The 18,154-nt window shown below is 74.7% G+C and carries 9 protein-coding genes; all 9 read left to right on the top strand.

Annotated elements, in window-relative coordinates; all coding sequences use genetic code 11:
• The first annotated feature begins 40 nt into the window (after positions 1 to 40).
• From ACZ3OF_RS28485 to ACZ3OF_RS28445, 9 genes are read left to right on the top strand one after another with little or no spacing between them, the layout of a single operon-like run.
• The gene (locus ACZ3OF_RS28485; protein WP_361674632.1) at positions 41 to 826 is read left to right on the top strand and encodes a hypothetical protein; all 786 of its coding nucleotides are present in this window, start codon (positions 41 to 43) and stop codon (positions 824 to 826) included.
• On the top strand, positions 823 to 3,222 hold the full coding sequence (locus tag ACZ3OF_RS28480; RefSeq protein ID WP_467307587.1) for a hypothetical protein: 2,400 nt from the start codon (positions 823 to 825) through the stop codon (positions 3,220 to 3,222). The genes ACZ3OF_RS28485 and ACZ3OF_RS28480 overlap by 4 nt, the downstream gene beginning before the upstream one ends.
• Positions 3,219 to 4,706, top strand: a complete 1,488-nt coding sequence (locus ACZ3OF_RS28475; RefSeq protein ID WP_361674628.1) for a hypothetical protein — start codon at positions 3,219 to 3,221, stop codon at positions 4,704 to 4,706. The genes ACZ3OF_RS28480 and ACZ3OF_RS28475 overlap by 4 nt, the downstream gene beginning before the upstream one ends.
• Positions 4,703 to 5,272 carry a Pycsar system effector family protein gene (locus ACZ3OF_RS28470; RefSeq protein WP_467307585.1) on the top strand — a complete coding sequence of 190 codons (570 nt, stop codon included), beginning with the start codon at positions 4,703 to 4,705 and terminating at the stop codon, positions 5,270 to 5,272. The genes ACZ3OF_RS28475 and ACZ3OF_RS28470 overlap by 4 nt, the downstream gene beginning before the upstream one ends.
• A gap of 6 nt (positions 5,273 to 5,278) precedes the next feature.
• Complete coding sequence (locus ACZ3OF_RS28465) at positions 5,279 to 7,771, top strand: VWA domain-containing protein (RefSeq protein WP_467307583.1); 2,493 nt, start codon at positions 5,279 to 5,281, stop codon at positions 7,769 to 7,771.
• Between the two features lie 38 nt (positions 7,772 to 7,809).
• The gene (locus tag ACZ3OF_RS28460; RefSeq protein ID WP_467307581.1) at positions 7,810 to 11,151 is read left to right on the top strand and encodes a tubulin-like doman-containing protein; all 3,342 of its coding nucleotides are present in this window, start codon (positions 7,810 to 7,812) and stop codon (positions 11,149 to 11,151) included.
• On the top strand, positions 11,148 to 13,607 hold the full coding sequence (locus ACZ3OF_RS28455; RefSeq protein WP_467307579.1) for a hypothetical protein: 2,460 nt from the start codon (positions 11,148 to 11,150) through the stop codon (positions 13,605 to 13,607). The genes ACZ3OF_RS28460 and ACZ3OF_RS28455 overlap by 4 nt, the downstream gene beginning before the upstream one ends.
• The gene (locus ACZ3OF_RS28450; protein ID WP_361674618.1) at positions 13,604 to 15,802 is read left to right on the top strand and encodes a serine/threonine-protein kinase; all 2,199 of its coding nucleotides are present in this window, start codon (positions 13,604 to 13,606) and stop codon (positions 15,800 to 15,802) included. The genes ACZ3OF_RS28455 and ACZ3OF_RS28450 overlap by 4 nt, the downstream gene beginning before the upstream one ends.
• Positions 15,802 to 18,099, top strand: a complete 2,298-nt coding sequence (locus tag ACZ3OF_RS28445) for a hypothetical protein (RefSeq protein ID WP_467307577.1) — start codon at positions 15,802 to 15,804, stop codon at positions 18,097 to 18,099. The genes ACZ3OF_RS28450 and ACZ3OF_RS28445 overlap by 1 nt, the downstream gene beginning before the upstream one ends.
• Positions 18,100 to 18,154: the final 55 nt, after the last annotated feature.

Raw genomic sequence — 18,154 nt, 5'->3', positions numbered from 1 at the left:
ACCCGTCACCACGGCACCACGGCACACACAGGGAGTCCCAGTGAGCAGTGCGGGAGCGAGCGCGGGAGCGATCCACCGGCTGGTCGTCTTCGGCGACGCCGTCGGATCCGGCACCTTGGGCATGGACGCGAAGAAGCTGATGCGTTCCGCCATGTACGGGGCCTTCGGCGAGGCGTACGCCGCCATCGGCGTCGAACCCGGCGCCGTCCACCAGGAGGACCGCGGCGACGGCATCCTCGGGGCGCTGCGCCCCGACGTACCGCCGACGTTCGTCGTCGGACGCTGGATCGACACCCTGTACGAGAGCCTGCGCGAGCACAACGCGGGGCGCCGCGACCGGCTGCGGATCCGGGTCGGCATCAACGCGGGCCTGGTCCTCGAGGACGGTCACGGACTGGTCGGACGGGCGGTGGACCTCGCCTGCCGGCTCTGCGACAGCCCCACGGCCAAGCAGATCATGACCGACGCGCCCGACGCCGATCTGCTGGTCGTCGTCTCGGACTGGCTCTACACCAACGTGGTCGTCGAGGGCGGCCGATACGTCGAACCTGCGCACTACCGGCAGGCCCGGGTGCGCTCCAAGGAGACCGACGAGACCGCCTGGTTCCACATCCCCCGCAGGCCGGCGCCGCCGCTGCCCGGCCCCGGCCCGGGGGATCCACGGACGGGCGGTGGGCCGACGCGGGGGGACGGCCCACCGCCCATCGAAAGCCGGCGCTACAACGCGGGCCGTGACCTCAACGTGTTCGAGGGCAACACGATCCACGGCGGCTTCACCGGCACCCGCAACGACCGCTCCGCCTCCCGGAACGAGGGGGACGCATGAGCGACGACGCCGCCGCGCAGGACGGCTCCCGGGACGACGGACCATCGGCCGGAGGTGGCGACAGGCCGGACGCGGACCGGCCCGGCTCCGACCGGGCGGGCTCCGACCGGGCGGGCTCCGACCGGGCCGGTTCGGACCGAGGGGGATCCGACCGGGCAGGCTCCGACCGCGGCGACGGGGCCGGCGAGCAGCCGCCCGAGGCACCGCCCAACCCGTTCGACCGGGCGGGCCGCAGCCCCCTCGACGGCCGGGGCGGCACCGGAGGGGCCGGCACCGCGCGCGCCGCCCTGCGCACCCTCGCACGCCAGCCCGCGGGCCGCACCTACGAGATCGGTGGCGACGGCCAGATCTTCGAGGGCAACCAGTGGATCAACCAGTTCTGGTCGGGCACCAGGTCCGAGCTGGTCCAGGGAGCCGTTCCGCAGGAGACCCTCCAGCACCTCGACGAGGTGTACTGCGAAGTCCCCGGCTACGCGCGGATGAGGGACCTCCTGCGCGCAAACCGCCTCCTGGTCCTCTGCGGCGAATCCGGCAGCGGCCGCAAGGCCACCGCTCTCGCCCTCCTCTCGGAACTCACCGGCCACAATGTCAACCGCCTCGACCCCCGCCACCGCGTCGACGAGATCGACACCGAGGCGCTGGAACGGGGGTCCGGCCACCTCCTGGAGCTGCCCTCCGACGACGGCCGGGCCGAGCACGAGCCGCACCGCGGCCGCGACGAGCCCCGCGACCGGGCCCGCCGTATCCGCGTCCGCCTCTCCGAACTGCACCTCGACCGCTTCAGCGAGCAACTGCGCGGCCAGGAGGCGTACGGAGTCGTCCTCGTCGAGAGCGGCGACCTCGCCGACCGGCTGCTGCGCGGACGGTACGGCATGTACTGCCCGCCGCCGCCCTCCGACGAGGTCCTCCACCGCCACCTGCGGCTCCTCCTGCGGGGCGAGCCCGAGGGCGCACTCGGCGGCGCGCGGGCGCTCGCCCGGCGCACCGACGTGACCAAGGCCCTCGGCCTCGACGCGCTGCGCCCCCGCGAGGCCGCCCGGCTCGCCGACCACCTGGCCCGGCGGCAGAAGGAGGAACTCACCGACGAGGAACTCCTGGAGGACTGCTCGGCGTTCGTCCGCGCGCAGGCACGCTCCTGGTTCGCCGGCGCGGACCGCCCCGGCACCCTGCCCGAGGCGCTGCCCGCCCTCAACGCCACCGCGTTCCGGATCGCCGTCGCCGTCTTCAACGGCTCGGCCTACAGCATCGCCGCCGAGGCCGCCGAGCTCCTCACCTGGGAGCTCAGCTCCACCCTCGACCCCGAACATCCGCCGGGGCGACGGCTGTTCGGCACACACGCCGACAGCCGTCCGGTCCTCGCCCGCTCGGTACTGGAGGACGGCGAGCTCGACCTCGGCCCCGCCAAGGTCCCGGTCCGCGCGATCCGCTTCCAGGGCGACGCCCTGGCCACCGCGGTCCTCGGCGAGGTCTGGCACGGCTACCACAACGTGCGCGGCCCGGTCTCCCGCTGGCTCCGTACGCTCTGCCACGACCCGCGCCCCGAGGTGTGGGTCCGGGCCTCCATCGCCGCGGGCGTCCTCTGCTCCTGGGACTGGATCCACGGGTTCGGCGAGCTGATCGCCCCGATGGCGGCGATGGACACCGCCGTAGCGCGGATGGCCGCCGCCACCGCGCTCGCCGAGGCCGCCCGCAACCCGCGGGTGCAGCCGGCCGTCGTCGCCGTACTGAAGGACTGGGCGGACGACGACGACGAACGGCGCGACACCGTCCTGCTCACCCACGGCTATGTGCTGGCGGCCGGGACCGTCAAGGGCTCGCTCGACGCCCTCGCTCGCGTGGTGCGCGGCCGGGAGGCCACCGACGTGGACGTCATCGGCACGGCCTCGTTCAGCGTCGTCCGGCTGCTCGCCTCGGGGGAGCCGGAGACGGTCACCCGGCGGATGGCCGAGTGGCTCCGGGACGGCCGGATCAATCTGGCCAACCTGGTCCTCGTCTCCATGCTCAACACGCTGACGTTCCGCACCACCCACCTCTGGGGGCTGCGGGACGTGCCCGAGCTGGAACCGCACGCCGCCCGGCCGCTGCTCGTCGCCCTCCTCGCCACCCGGCCCGACCTGGCACCCCACCTCGCTGCGCTGCTGCGCCACACGCTCAGCACCGCACGCTCGGGAGAGGCGGCCCTCGACGGCCTGGGGAGCCTGCTGCGCCGTTCCGCGAAGGACGAGGTGGCGCTCGACCACGTCTGCCGGCTGCTGCCGCTGCTCGGGGACGACCGCAGGGGCCGCGACCGGCTGCGCGGGCTGCTCAAGGAACTGGTCGGCGACCGTGACCGGCCGATGGACAGGCGCGCCGCGGGCCGGATGTGGGACGCCGTTGCGGAAGGAGCGGACCGATGAGCAACCCGGACAGCCCCCGGAACCAGAACGGCGGCCTCGGCGGACAGGGGCAGCGCGGCGGACAGAACGGGCGGGGAGGACAGGACGGCCGCGGCGGGCAAGGGGGCCGGGGAGGACAGGCGGGGCGCGACCAGGGGAGGCGTGACCAGGGCAAGGGTGATCAGGGGAGGTCCGGTCGGGAGAAGCGCGAGAAGAGCGCGGGCCCACTGATCCGCGAGGTCCCGCCCCCGTACAAGCGCACCAGCGGCGGGGTCACGGCCGTGCTGCTCTACCGCAACGGCGGCCACCGGGTCATGTGGCCCGACCGCACCGAGGACACCAACAAGCCCATGCTGGGCTCTCCGTACACCGTCTTCGAGGTCCGGACCGGCCGCCATGTCACCGAGTTCGAGCTGAGCCTGCCCGCCTCCGGCGACGGCGTGTTCTTCAAGGCCGCCGCGCGGGTCCTGTGGGAGGTGGCGGACCCGCATCTCGTCGTGACCCAACAGGTGTGGGACGTCGCCGAGCTGCTGCGCGACGACCTCCTGGACGGGCTGCGGGCCGTGTCCCGCCGGTTCCGGCTCACCGACGCGCAGCGCGCCGACGAGGCCGTACGCGACGAGCTGAGCTCCGGGCGCTTCAGCCTCGGCGGCGACCTCGGCCTGCGCACCCGTGTCCTCGTCTTCATCGACCTCGACGACACCATCAAGGAGGAGATCGGCAAGCGGGACAGGGTCAGTGTGTCCATGCAGGTCGACGAGCGGGAGATCGAGCAGCGGCGGGTCAAGGAGCTCGGCGAGCGGCGGCTCGTCGCCGAGCGGGCCCGTGACCTCGAAGAGCTGTTCCGGCGCGGTGACCTGGCGCAGATCGCGCACCACATGGCGATGAACCCCGACAAGCAGTGGGACATCAGGCGCGAGCTCCAGCACGAGAAGCGCGAGGGCCAGGCCGACTTCCTCGCGGTGTTCAACCGCCTCCTCGACACCGGTGTCCTGGAGCGCCACGACATCGGCGAACCGATGTACCAGGTACTGGAGTTCCTGCGGGAGAGCACGGGGACGGTCCTCGGCGGCGTCGCCGGCCACGTCCTCAACCCGCCCGGCCCGGCGCGCGGAAGGGCGGCCCTGGACAGGGCCCGCCCCGAGCCCGTCCTGCCGCCCTGGCACGACGACGCGCGCGAGTCCGGGAGCGAACCCCCGTGGGAGGACTCGGAGCGGGAGGACTCGGAGCGGGAGGACGCGGAGCGGGAGGAGGAGCGGCCGGTGTACGAGCCGACCCGCGTCCAGTCGTCCTCGGAACGCGACCGCGACGACCGCGCCCGCCGCCGCTACCGGGACTTCGAGGAACGGGACGTCGACGACCGGGACCGTGACGACCGGCGGTTCGACGACCGGCGGTTCGACGACCGGGACCGTGGTGACCGCGCCGACCGGAGCCGTGGCGACCGTGACCGTGGAACGTCCCGCCGCCCCAGCTCCGACTTCGACGACTGGGACACCGAATGACCGCACCGACCCCCGCCCCGGCCCCGAGCCCTCCACCAGGCCCCACCCCGATCCCCACCCCGATCCCGGCCCCCACCTCCGGCACCCCGCCCGTCCCCGACACCGCCGACCTCCGGTTCATGGCCGAGCGGCTCCTGACCACCGTCCGCGAGGACATCGGCCGGGCCGACACCAAGGCGGCGATCCTGCTCTCCGGCGCCCTCGCCTTCCTGGCGGTGGTGTTCTCCCGGGACAGCGGACCCCTGCCGTCCTCCGGCGCGGGCCTCGCCCTGCTGCTCGTGGCGGGGACTCTGTGGACGGCCGGGGTCCTGATGCTCGTCTCGGTGGTCCTCCCGCGCACCCGGGTCGGTGCCGACCGGACCCTGCTGCGCGAACTGACGGCGGGGACGAGCCCGGAAGCGCTCCGCGACCGGCTCATGGCGTCCGGCGGTGACGCCACCGACTGGCTCCTCGAACAGGCGAGCGTGCACGGTGTCGTGCTCGCCGCGAAATACCGATGGCTGCGGCTCAGCGTCTGCACGCTCGCGCTCGGCGCCCTGCCGGCCCTCTTCAGCGGACTGTGGTGAGAGAACATGCAGTGGAGACACACCGGGGGCGTCCTGCTCCTCGCCGGGGCGCTGCTCGCGCTCTCCGGCCCGCTGGGCCCGGGCACGGCGGACGCGGTTGCGCCGTGGAGCCCGACGGCCGCGGGGCACGCGGCGGCCGCTCCGGCCGAGGGCCCCGACCCCATCGACTTCGCCGTCGTCGTCGACCAGTCCAAGAGCCTCGCCGACAAGGACCTGGCCCTGGAGACCGAGGCGGCCGCCCTGCTCAGCCAGGGTGAGATATCCGAGCGCTCCCGGGCCGCCGTCATCGGCTTCGGCAGCTCCGAGAAGCCGGGCCAGTCCCCGGTGCGCGAGGTGTGTCCGCTGACCGTCGCCGACGCGGCCGGCCGTCAGCGCCTCAGCGACTGCGTCCCGGAGCTGACCCGCCGGGACCCGGCCCGCATAGGCCCCGGCACCGACTTCCCCGCGGCGATCCGCCAGGCCGTCTCCCGGCTCACGGAGGACGGCCGTGCGAACACGCCCAAGGTCGTCTTCCTGCTCACCGACGGCGAGCTCGACGTGAGCGACAGCCCCGAGTACGGCCCCGACAGGGCCAGCCGGCAGAGCAACGGCGAGAAGCGGCTCGCCGACGAACTCGCGCGCGCCCGGGCCGCCTCCGTCCAGATCTGGCCGCTGGGCTTCGGCGGCCGGATCGACAAGGACGCGCTCACCACGATGGCCGAGGGCGGCTACCGGGGCAGCTGCGCCGACGTGCCCGGGGCCGTCCCGCGGATGCGGGTGGTCGACACCGCGGCCGGTATCGACAAGGCGCTGCAGGAGACGTTCGCGGCGGCCCGCTGCGCCCGGATCGCCCACGGCACGGTCGGCAAACCGCCGGCCGACCTCTCCGTCACCATCCCGCCGATCGCCACCGACGGCTCGCTCACGGTCGGCAAGCACGACCCCAAGGTGCGGGTGACGTACTACGACCCGAGCGGCCGCAAGGTCCCCACCCAGGGCGAGTTCGACGGCTCCACCTTCGAGGTCAGCGGGCAGGACGGCCCGGTCGAGGCGCTGCGCGTCAAGAACCCGATGCCCGGCCGCTGGCGCGTCCACATCGAGGCGCCGGAGGGCCACCGGGACCGCGAGGTCGCCGTACGGGCGATCTGGCAGGGCCGGCTGCGCTCCGAGGTCGTCCTCGACCCCGCCTCGCCGCGCGCCGGCGAGGAGGTCGTCGTCGCCGTGCGGATGCAGACCCGGCGCGGGGTCGTCATCACCGACCCCAGGCAGCTGGAGGGCGTGAAGGTCTCGGCCGTGCTCAGCGGCGCCGGGTTCACACCGGTCACCGTCGCCCTCTCCGACGACGGGCGGGCCCCCGACGCCCGCGCGGGAGACGTACGGTTCACGGGCCGGACGACCGTCCCCGCCACCGCCACCGGCGACCTGGAGCTCGTCACGGACATGGCGGCTCCCGGGGTCACCTCCGACCGCCGCCCGCTGCACGCCCGTACCGCCCAGGGCACCCCGGCCGTCACGGCCGGGATCACCGTCGACCGGGTGACGGTGCACTCCGGAGACACCGTGCGGGCCACCCTGAACGTCACCAACAACGACAGCGTCCCGCACAGCCTGCGCCTCGCCCTGACGGACCAGGCGGCCGGCTCCGAACTCGAGCTGTCCCGGACGACGGTCACCGCGGAGGCTGGCCGGAGCACCCGCTTCGACTTCACGGTCGCGGTCGGACACGGCACGCCCGTGGGCGAACTGGGCGGCCAGATCGCGGTCCTGGACACCGGGGACGCGGACCGCACCCTCGACTCCGCCTTCCTCGACGTACGGGTGGAGGCACCGCCCACCTGGTGGGACCGCTGGTGGTGGGCGGTCGTGACCGGGGCGGCGGTCCTGCTGCTCGCGGGGGCGGTCATGGCCGTACGGCGCGCCGCCGCACGCCGCCTCAAGGACCTCACCGGGGTCCGGCTCGAACTCCTCCGTGACGGAAACATCCTCAGCTCGCTCACCGTCCGCCGGAACCAGAGCGCGGGCGGCGAGTACCTCTTCACGGTCGAGGAGGCGCGCGGGGCGGCTCCGGCGCTGCGCCGGGCACGCGGCGCGTCCTCGGCCCACCGCCTGCGCCGGACGGGCGGCGGCGAGCTGCTGCTGCGCCCGCACGGGGGACGGGAGTTCGGCCTGCGCCCGGGGGTGCCGGCCGGTCTCGACGCCCTCGAGCTCGTCGTCATCGGCGGCGACGGGCGCCGCCCGGGCCGTACGGACACCACGGGGCGCGGCGACGGCACGGGCCGTACCGGTGGCACCGGGCGGACGGACGGTACGGGCTCCTCGGGTCCGAACCGCCCCCGCGGTGCCGGTGGTGGCGGCGGTTCCGGTGGCGGATGGCGCGACCGGTTCCGGCGCGGCTCCGCCACCTCCGGCAACCGCGACCGGAGCCGCGACCGGACCAGCGACCGGAGCCGTACCGCGGGCGCCGACGAAGGCCGCGCCGAGCAGCCCGCACCCACCAGCCAATGGGACCCGAACTTCTGAACCGGCCCACGCACCAACGGGTCTCAAAGGGAGAGAACATGAAGATCTACCAGCCCATGCTCTTCGTCGGCCTCGGCGGCACCGGCGGACGCATCGGCAGCGAACTGGAACGGAGCCTGCGCAGAGAGCTGTGCGGCCCGGACGGCACCGACCTCGTCGACGGGGGCAAGCGGCTGCCGTTCCAGCTGCCCGAGTGCCTCCAGTTCGTATACGCCGACTTCAGCGAGGGCGATCTGCTGCGCCAGCCGCAGTTCCGCGCCAAGGGGGCCGAGAGCCAGGCCTTCGCCCGTACGTCCAGGATGGTCCGCGACCTGCTGCCGGCCGAGTTCGACTCCTCGCCCGACGTGACCCGCATGCTGCGGATCGCCCTGCACGAGGAGACGCGGTCCTGGCTGCCGCCCCAGGCCCGTCAGCCCCGGGTCGCCCCGCTGCACGACGGCGCGGGGCAGCTGCCGACGGTGGGCCGCGCCGCGCTCTTCGCGACCATGCGCGCCGGTCTCGAACCGGTCGTGCGCCAACTGCGCGAGGCCATCAGCGCGATCGGGACCGCGGCGGGCGACCTCCAGCGGGTCGGCGGCGGCCGGATCCGGGGCTGCGACGTATTCGTCGCCTTCTCGGTGGCCGGCGGGACCGGCGCCGGGATCTTCTACGACTTCCTCCACCTCATCGGGCACGAGTTCCGCAACGCCAAGGTGCGGGGGGTGAAGATCTATCCGCTGGTCGTCATGCCCTCCGCCTTCCCGCCCGAGGCGGGCGGCGGGCGCGAGGCCGAACTGAACGCGGCCCGCGCCCTGGTGGACCTCTCCCGGCTCGTCGACGACCAGAACGTGCCGAACGCCCTCGACGAGCTCGGCGACGTCCAGCAGCGGGGCAGGATCAGCGTCCACTACCCGGGCGAGGGCGTCGTCGCGCTTCGGTCCTCGACCGTGCAGACGGCGTTCCTGTTCTCCAAGCCCGCCGTCATCCGCCCCGAGGACCTGCGGCGGTCCATCACGGCCATGGTGATGTCCCTCATCGGCACCGAGCTCGGCGAGGACACCGGCGGGAACAACCGGGGCGACGACGACTACCAGTCCTTCGCCGCGAGCTTCGTCAACAAGAGCGTGGAGCGGTCCACCCCCGCCCGTACCGGCATCGGCTACCGCGGCATGTCCACCAGCCTCGCCGCGTCCCTCACCGTCCCGATCGACGACCTCGCCGAGATCGTCGCCGCGCGTCTGCTCGCGCAGGCCGTCCGCGGGATGACCGAGAAGGCCCGCAGGCCCGCCTCCGAGGCCCCCGAACTCGTACGGGAGCTGTTCAACCGCTCCGGCGTCGGCCGCCTGTGGACCCGTGAGGGCCTCGACGTTCCCGTGCCGGAGGAAGTCCCGCGGGGGAGCCGGGCCATCACCAAGGCGCTCAACGACCGGCTCGGCGACATGGAGGACTCGCTCGAACGGCTCGCGGGCAACCTGGAGCGCGAGGTCCCGCGCCTCGTCGAGGAGTTCAAGCCGGGTGCCGGAGTACGTGAACTGCTCGACAAGGTGGGCCCCTTCCAGCTGGAGGCCGTCCTGAACGGGCTGCCCGGCCACCCCGACCGGGTGGCCAGGGAGGGGTTCACCGGCATGCTCGACAACCGGCGCGACGAACCCGAACGGCCCGCCCACATCCAGGCCTCGGCACCCGCGATCCCGCACATCAAGCGCAGCGCGGCCGGCATCGTACCGGCCCGGTGGGGCGATCCCGACGTCCAGGACGCGCTGCACGACCAGGACGACTGGTACCGCTGGCGGTCCCGCAAGCTGTGGCACAACGGCTGGCGGGAGGGGGAGCCGCAGTGGCGGGACCCGCTGCACCGGATCGTCCACGACCTCGGCGAGCTGACCAAGGCGCTGCGCGCCCACGAGCAGGACGAGGGCCGGCTCTTCGCCGACCGCCGGCGTGAGCTCTACCGCGACGACCGTACCGGCGTCGCCTACCTCCTGCCCCCGCAGAACAGCCTGCGGGCCTTCTACGACGACGTCCTCGACCGGCTCGCGCAGAGCGAGCGGCTGCCCGAGAACGTCGACGCCGCCACCCTCCTCGGCCGGCTGGTCCGGCCCGAGGACTGGCGCTCCGCCCTGGACGCCGTCCGCCGCTCGCCCGGCGCACCGGTCAGGGAGATCAAGCAGGTCGTCGAGCAGCGGGTGAAGCGCCTCTTCGGCGAGGCCAACGAGGACCGGTACACGCGCCCGCTGCTGCCGTCGATGGAGCTGCTGCTGCGCGCCGCGTCCGGGGACGAGGCGGCCGAGTCGAAGATCGACGTCCGCTGGCTGGAGCAGTTCCGCTCCGGGCTCGCCGGGCTGCTGCCCGTGGGCTTCAGCCCGGACGGAGGCGGTCCCCTGAAGATCCTCATCGTCCATCCGGCGAGCGAGTCCGACTCCCGCGCGGCCGACCACCTCTCCGAAGCGCTCAACCTGCCGCCGGGCGCGACACAGGAGTACCGGGCCGTGGACACCGACTCCATCACCGTCGTCCTGTTCCGCAGCGGGATGAACCTGACGGACATCTCCGAGGTCCGCAGCGTCCTCAAACTCTGGGCCGAGGCACGGGACTCGGCGGGCGAGGACGACTTCCTGCACTGGCGGCAGCGGCTCGGCTACCAGGACGACTGGCTGGTCTCCACCGAGGAGGACCGGCAGCGGATCCTGCACCGGCTGCTGAACGCGATGTGGAACGGCCACATCAGGATCCAGGGACCCGCGGACTCTCCGGAACTGGTCAGGATCCGGCTCCAGGAGGGCGAGTCCGCGACCATGTCGCTCCGTCTGGAGGGCTTCGACGGAGCGCTCTCCAGCTGGGCCGGGCTGCTGCGCGCGTACGAGCAGTGGGCGCTGCTCGACGAGGGCGAGATCATCGAGGTCTTCTGCGAACGGCTCATGAAGTCCCTGCCCCGGGGGCTCGGCCACGTCCCGGCCGAGCCGTCGCCGCTCTTCGTCCACCTCGTCGAGAAGGTCGTCCCGCGCCAACTGGTGCTGCTCGACCGGCTGAGTGACGAGTACGAGGAGAAGGACGCGGAGTGGCTGATGCCGCTGCGGCACTTCTGGACGGAGACGTTCCCGGCCGCCATGAAGCGGCGGTTCTCCGGGGCCGGCCATCCCGTACGGCCCAGTCTGCAGGCGCTCTTCGACCGGTACGTCCAGGGCCGGGCCCAGGCGACCGCGCAGGCCCCGCAGGCGGCGCCGACGGCGCATGTCCCGGCGCAGGCGCAGAACCCCGAGCCGCCGGAGCCCGTGTTCTCGGCGGCGTACGCCCCCGGCCCCGAGCCCGAGCCCGAGCCCGCGCCCAAGCCCGAGCCCGCGCCCGCCCAGGCGCCCGAGGACGTGCGTTACCCCTGGGACCTGGACGGTGAGGAGGAGTGAGCCCCCGCGCGACCCCGGAGCACCCGGTACCCGGCCACGCCGTGTGCCTCGACCTGAGGGCCCCGCTGCACGACCCCGACGGCGTGGTGCGCGCCGCCCTGGACGTTCCGCAGCCCCCGGGCGACCGCCGCTTCGTCGTCCTCGACGACGCCGACCAGCTCGTCGCCCACCAGCTCCTCCACGAACGCCTGTCGTCCCACGGCCCCGCGCGGATCGTCTGCCTGGCCGTCGGCACCCCGGGGCAGCGCAGCCTGCGCCGGTCCCTGACCCTGCGCCCGCCCAATGCCGGAGTGCTCTGGCTGCTCGACGCCCCGGACGACGCCGCGCTGCGCCCGCTCGTGGACGTCCTCTCCGGCCCCGAGGTGTTCAAGGCCGTGCTGGGGGCGCTCGCGGACGTGGTGCACGGCGTCGCCGTACCCGCGGCCCGGGTCCTGGAGCACGACCTGACCGACGAGGCCCGCGCGCGTTCCTGGCGGCAGGCGGTGGAGGGCCTGGCAGGACCGGACGTCCCCGCCCAGGCTCCCGCCGCGAAGGGCGCCCCCGCCGAACTCGCCGTGCTCCTCGACGAGTCCGTCCCGCCCTCGCTCACCGATCACGAGTGGCTCCCCGCACACGGCCGGGCCGGCGGCCTCCTGCTCACCTGCGAGGAGGCGCTGGACGACGCCGTCGACGGCTACACCTGGGTGCGCCGCCCCGCCGGGCTCCTCACCACCTCCGGCCGGTCGCCCGACCTGCCGGGCGACCTCGAGCGGCTGGCCGACTCCCTGCGACGGTTCCGTAGCGCCGTCGCCGACGCGTTCGCCGCGGCGGGCGGCTCCCGGCTCACCGCCGAGCACCGCGGGCACCTGCGCGACCGGGGCGTCGAACTACCCGAGATGCCACGGGAGATCTCACGCGCGGGGATCGTCCCGGCCCTGCGCGACCACACGTACGAGCTGATCGGCCGCGGGCTCCCGCTGCGGTCGGTCGCCGCGCGGCTGTCCGCGCTCTCGACCCGTACCGCTCCCGCCGGAAGCGCCGCCCGGCTCACCCGGCTCGACGAGATCTGCCCTACGGACGAGGTGAACCGCCTGGCCGCCCAGCACCAGTTCACGGCCGGCGGCTCCCGGTCGGCCGCTGCCGCGGTGACCGGTGTCCTCGCCTTCCTCGCCGGACTCTGGCCGGTCGTCGGCTGGGCCCTCGGCCCCGCCGTCGGGGTCCTTGGCGCCGTCCTCGCCCATCTGATGCAGCGACGCAGGCCCAACCGCTCACCGGACGGCCGGCTGGACGGCGGAGGGAGCACCGGCGCCGCGCCCCGGCTCTTCGGCGGCCTCGCCGGCGGAGCGGCGGGAGCGGCCGTGGGCCAGCTCCTCGGCCTCCCGCTCTGGGCGGGTGCGGTGGCCGCGGCGGTGGCCGTGGCCGCCGTCGTGGCGCTCGCCCTCAGGGACTGGACGCGGGCCGTGGACGACTGGTGGGCCCGGGTGGACCCGGAACGCGCCGGGACCGTACTGAAGGAGATCCGCCACCTCGTGATCGTGACCGCCGTGCACGACTGGCTCTTCGCCGACGTGCGCCACCACTGCTCGGACGGCGCCGGGGCGGTCGCCCGGCTGCTGCGGAGCCTGGCCACGACGGCCGACACGTACGCGTACGGAACGGGGCAGGAGTTCGGCCACGGAACCGGGCGGGCGTACGCGTACGACTCCGGCCCGGAGCGTACGGAGGCCCAGCCCGGCGGGGACGCTGCCTGGAGCTGGCGGGACTGGGACGACAGCGCGGGCGACGACCTCTGGTCCGACGTACCCGGTGGGCCCGGCCTGCCCGGTGGGCCGGGCGATCCCGCCCCCTGGGAGCGGGCTCCCGCCTCCTCCGGCGCCGTCCCCGCGCCACGGTCGGCCGTGGAATCCGCGCCCGTCTGGCTGGAACGGCGGCTCGGCGACGGCGGTCCGGCCCTCGTGGACACCCTTGTCGCCGACCTCGTCGAAGGCACCGTCCGGATCCTCGACGGCTGCTGGGCGGGGGTCGAACGCGATCCGGCCCACGCCGGTCGGCTGCCGCTCGGCGAACGGCTGACCGAGCTGCTCGACGAGACCCGCGTCCGCCTGGAGCGGGACGTCGCCGCCTCCCCGCCGCCCGGCGGCGGCATGCGGCGCGAGCGACCCGACGCGGCCCGGCTCACCGGCGTCGCGCCGGACGCGGTCGCCCGGCTGATCGCCGACGACGACCCCGACCACGCGGTGCCGATGTGCGGCCCCGAGCATCTGCGGCTCCTCTCGCACGACCCCTCCGCCGTCCGCCAGGTCCGCTTCGTGCCCGAGACGATGCGGCGCGGTGCGGCGGGCGACGACATCTGGCGGGGCGCCGCCGAGGACGTGGAGTGGACGGGCGGGGGACGCCATGCCGGTGTGCTGCGGCTCGTCCCGCTGCGCCCGGACGTGGTGCGCATCGTCAGGGCCGAGGAGGCGGGAGCACCATGACCGACCCGGACCCCGGACAACATGCGACCCCTTACGAGGAGTTGGAGTTCACCACGCATCTGGAGGAGTCGATCCGCTTCGCCGTCCGCTACGGCGAGGACCGCAGGCTGCCCGGCCGCCCCGGCGTCCTCGCCCGCGAGGTCACGCTCAGCGCCGGGTGGCCCGTACTCCAGTTCCGCCTGCCCTCCTCGGCGCAGGCGGACCCACAGGCGTACGACCTGCTCGAACGGGAGGTCGCGGCCGCCGTCGCGCTCGAACGGCGTTACGGCGCCGAGAAGTTCGGCGAGGTCTTCACCCGGGTCATCGGCTTCGACCTGGGGTGCGCGGAGCCCTTCGTCCTCTACCGGCTGCCCGCCGGCGCCCCGCTCTCCGAGTGCGCCGGCCGCCTCAGTGGCGACGAACAGCAGCGGGTCGTCGCCCAACTCGCCCTCGCCGTGCGCCTCCTGAGCGAACTCGAACTGGTCCACCGGGCGATCGCCCCCGGCACCGTGCGGTGGGACGGCACCCATGTGCGACTGGGCGAACCGTACGCGGCGCTGCGTGACGGGGAGGCGCGGACGGCCTTCGGCGCCGCGCCGTGGGCCTCGCCCGAGCAGCGCGCGGGCCGCGGGACCGCCGACACCCGCGACGACCTGTGGTCCGTGGGCCGCATCGGGTACTTCCTCCTCTCGGGTCAGCCCGACCGGGGCGAGGGCCCGCCCGACGACCTCGGCGACTACCGCCGACTCGCGGCGCTCGAACACAGCGGGCTCTTCGCACCGGAGGCGGCCGCCCGGCCGTCGCCCGCCGAGCTGCTGCGGCTGCTGCACGTCCCCGATCCGCTCGCCACAGCCGTCGGCACCGCCGATCCGCTCAGCCGCGGCCGGGCCGAGTTCGACGCCCAACTGGCCCGCAAGCGCGAGGTGTCGGCCGTGGTCGGGGGGACGGTGCCGGGAGCGGGACGGGCCGGAGCGGAGGAGGTGCCCGTACGGGACGGTCCGCGCAACCCCTACGACCTGGTGCCGCCGAAGCCCTCACTCCGCGCCCGGATCCGCGCCGGCCTCGTCGGTGACGGGCCCGACCGGACTCCGCCGCCACCCGCACCGGCGCCGGCTCCCGCACCCTCCGTTCCTCCCGTGGCGTCGGCGTCCCGCGCGCGGATGTGCCCGCACTGCCTGCTGCCCGTCGAGTACGACGAGAGTCTGCTCGTCACCATCGACGCCAAGGGCAACCGGATCCCGCTCGACCTCGGCGGCGAACACCGCCCCGCGCACCGGCGGGAGATCCTGCGCAAGGCGTACCACCTGTGCCCGCACGCCGGCCCCGGCGACGAGGCGCACGAACTGCCCGTCCCCTATCTCACCAAGGGCGATCCGCTCTCCATCGCGTTCGTCGGCAGTTCGTCCGTCGGCAAGACCCATCTGCTGGCGGCCATACTGGGCGAGGTCGAGCTCGGTGGCCTGGAGCCGTACGGCCTGAAGTGCCTGCCGCTCAACCCGGACGCCCACCGCACGTATCTGCGGGAACGGGTGCAGAGTCTGCAACAGGGACGACAGTTGGGCCGCACCGTCCAGCAGACGTTCGCCCGGTTCGCCGACGGTCTGCTGGTCTCGGCGCGAGGTGCGACACCCCGGCCCGTCGTCTTCTTCGACCTGGCGGGCGAGGACCTCGCCCAGGACGGGGAGGTGACCCGCTTCCTGACCGGCGTCGACGCGTTCGTCTTCGTACTGGATCCGCTGAGGGCGCTGCGGATGCCGTCGCTCGACCCGGTCCGCGAGCAGGACGGGCTGCCCCGCCGGGACCTGGGCGACGAGGCGTTCACGACCGTGCTCAACCGGATGGAACGGCAGAGCAACGGACTCGTCGGCGCTCCGGCGGCCATCGCGGTCAACAAGTCCGACCTGGTCCGCTTCGAGCCGGCCGTCGACCGCTGGCTGGGGCGCGCGATGCCCCCGAGGGTCGACCGGGAGGCGCTACGGGACGAGAGCCGGGACGCCTACGCCTTCCTGGCCCACCACGCGAGCCGCGCCTGGCTCAAGCCCTTCGACGACTGCGCCCGCTGCACGCTGCACTTCGTCGCGGCGACCGGCGGGCAGGCGAGAGGAGACCGTTTCCCGCACGGGGCCCGGTCCCGCCGGGTCCTCGCACCACTGCTGTCCATCTTCGCCATGTGCGGGCTGCTTCCCGAGGCGGATCCGATCGAGGGGAGAGGCTGATGGCGCGGTCGAGGTACGAGGCGGACCAGATCGTCTTCCGCTGGGACAGCGAGAACGCCGTGGGCAGCACCGGGTTCGGCCCGGTGGCATGGTCGGGGCCGCGGGAGGAGGTGGAGACGCTCTTCCAGATCTACGGGACGCTGCTGCGGGCGAACGGTGAGGAGACGCGGCCCGCGCTCCTCCGCGTGGAGCAGCGCGCGGGCGTCGTGCTGATCCGCCGCACGCCGCTGCGGGAGGCGGGCGTGCGCGAGTCGGTCGTCTGCCATGCGCTGGTCGGGTCGCCGGAGCTGCTCGACCCCGCGTTCTGCCTGGGACTGCACGCGTGGGACTGGGAAGGGGCGGAGCTCCCGTCGGCGCAAGTGCGCGGGGCGCTGCCCGTGGTGCCGAGGGACGTGCTCGCCGCCTCGGCCGTCACCGGACAGCGGACGCTCGACCTTGGCCTGCCGGCGGTGGAGCGGGAACTCGCGGGAGCGGTCGCGGAGTTGCTGCGCCATCCCCTGGCGAGGTTCACGCTCCTGGACGAGCGGGGCGACACCGCCTGCCCGGTGCTGCGGGGGCTGCACGGGATGTTCGGCGCCGTCCCGCGCCCGCGCCGCTGGACCTTCGCGAGCCACGACACGGCGGAACTCACCTCGCTGCGCTTCGTGTTCGTCAGCCGGTGGGCCGGGGCGGCGAGCCGGAACACGGAACGGCGCCGCGTGGACCCGCTGGAGCGGGTCGGTGACCGGGCGGAGGAGCTGGCGGAGCGGCTGGTCCGTCACCACCTGCGCGGCGGCCCGGAGGGCCTGGTCGCGGCGGCCCTCCGCGAGGTCCCGGGCGCGGGCGACCTCCCGCTCCTGGAGACGGCCGAACGCGCCCTGAACCGCCTCGACGGCACGGCGACGGCCACCCGCGCCCGCCGCTCGGGCGGGCGGGAGCCGGAGGCGGACGCGAAGTCTCCGGGGTACGGCGAGGCCCCGGGGTACGGCGGCGCCGAGGCTCCGGGGTACAGCGAGGCTCCCGGGTACGCCGAGGCCCCGGGGCACAGCGACTCCTGGGATCCGTGCCCGTCCGCCCGCGAGGTGCGTGGGGTGTCGGGGCGTGAGCCCCGGGAGGCCTCCCACCCGTACCGCCCCTCCGAGCGGCCGCCGGCCACAGGGACCTCGGGCCTGTACCGCGACGACCCGGCCGCCCCGCCGATGCCTGCGGAGGATCCGGTCCGGGAGGTGCCCAGCCCCCTGTACCGCGAAGCCCCGGACAGACCGCCGACGGCGACCCGCCTGGAGTCCGGCACCACATCCGCCCGGGAGAGCGGCGGGACGGCGAGTCTGTACCGCGCAGAGTCGGACTGGCCACCGACCGTGCCCCGTGAAGCCCCCGACCGGCCACCGACCGTGCCCCGTGAGGCCCCCGACCGGCCACCGACCGTGCCCCGTGAGGCCCCCGACCGGCCACCGGCCCCGCCACATGAGGCCCCGGCGCCCCCCGCGCCCTCGGGGCTCCCGGATCCCGCGCCTGCGCCCGTTGCCGTCGTGCCGCCCGTGTGGCGGGGGCCCGAGGACGGGAAGGGCTGGTGGCGGGCGGTCAGGTCGTGGCGGCGGCGGGGAAAGGCCGTCGAGACCGAACTCGTACGGTGGCTCGCCGACGGAACGGCGGACGCCCCGGCACGCATCCGGGCCGGGGGTGACGCCGAACTGCTTGCCGCGCTCCGGGGCCGCCACCCGTACCCGACCACCACGCTCCTCATGCACGAGGTCGCACGCCGTCTCCCCGGCTGGCCCCCGCCCCTGCGCCGCGAGTTCCGCGATCTCGTCCTCGCCGGCGAGCTGTTCGTGACGGCCCCCGGCCCCGCCCTGCCCGGCGAACCCACCGAAGCCGAGCGCGCGGCCAACGCCGCTGCCCTCCACCGGTGGGCCGTGCGGCCCCTCCTCGACGAGAAGGACGCACCCGCGCCCGGGGTGCTTCTCGCGCTGCTGTCCCGGCTCCGGACGAGCGACGCCCCGGCGGCACGCGCCGCGTACCGCCAGATCGTGGAGGGGGAACGCCCCGGGCTTCCCGAGGAGGTCTGGCAGGCCCTCCTCCACGAGGCCGACACGGCCCCGCCGCCACCCCGACCGACGGCCCCGCCCGCACCGGCCGCACCGCCCGCAACGGCAGCCCCCGCGGCCCCGGCGACCGTGCACCCGCCGGCCCCCGCGCACCCCGCCCCCGTACCGCCGCCCGAGCCCACCGGCGGTGACGGTCGGCTCGTCGCGCTGACCCTCTTCGCCGTGTTCGTGACGCTCCTCGCCCTGATCGTCGCGTACACGGTGACGTGACCTGACGTGACGTGAGGGGAGAACCACGCGCGAGCCGCCCGGCTCCGTCAGGATG

Source organism: Streptomyces sp. NPDC022552 (assembly GCF_055561875.1).
The sequence above is the reverse complement of the archived record's forward strand: the minus strand, read 5'-3'. Positions and strand labels throughout refer to the sequence as shown.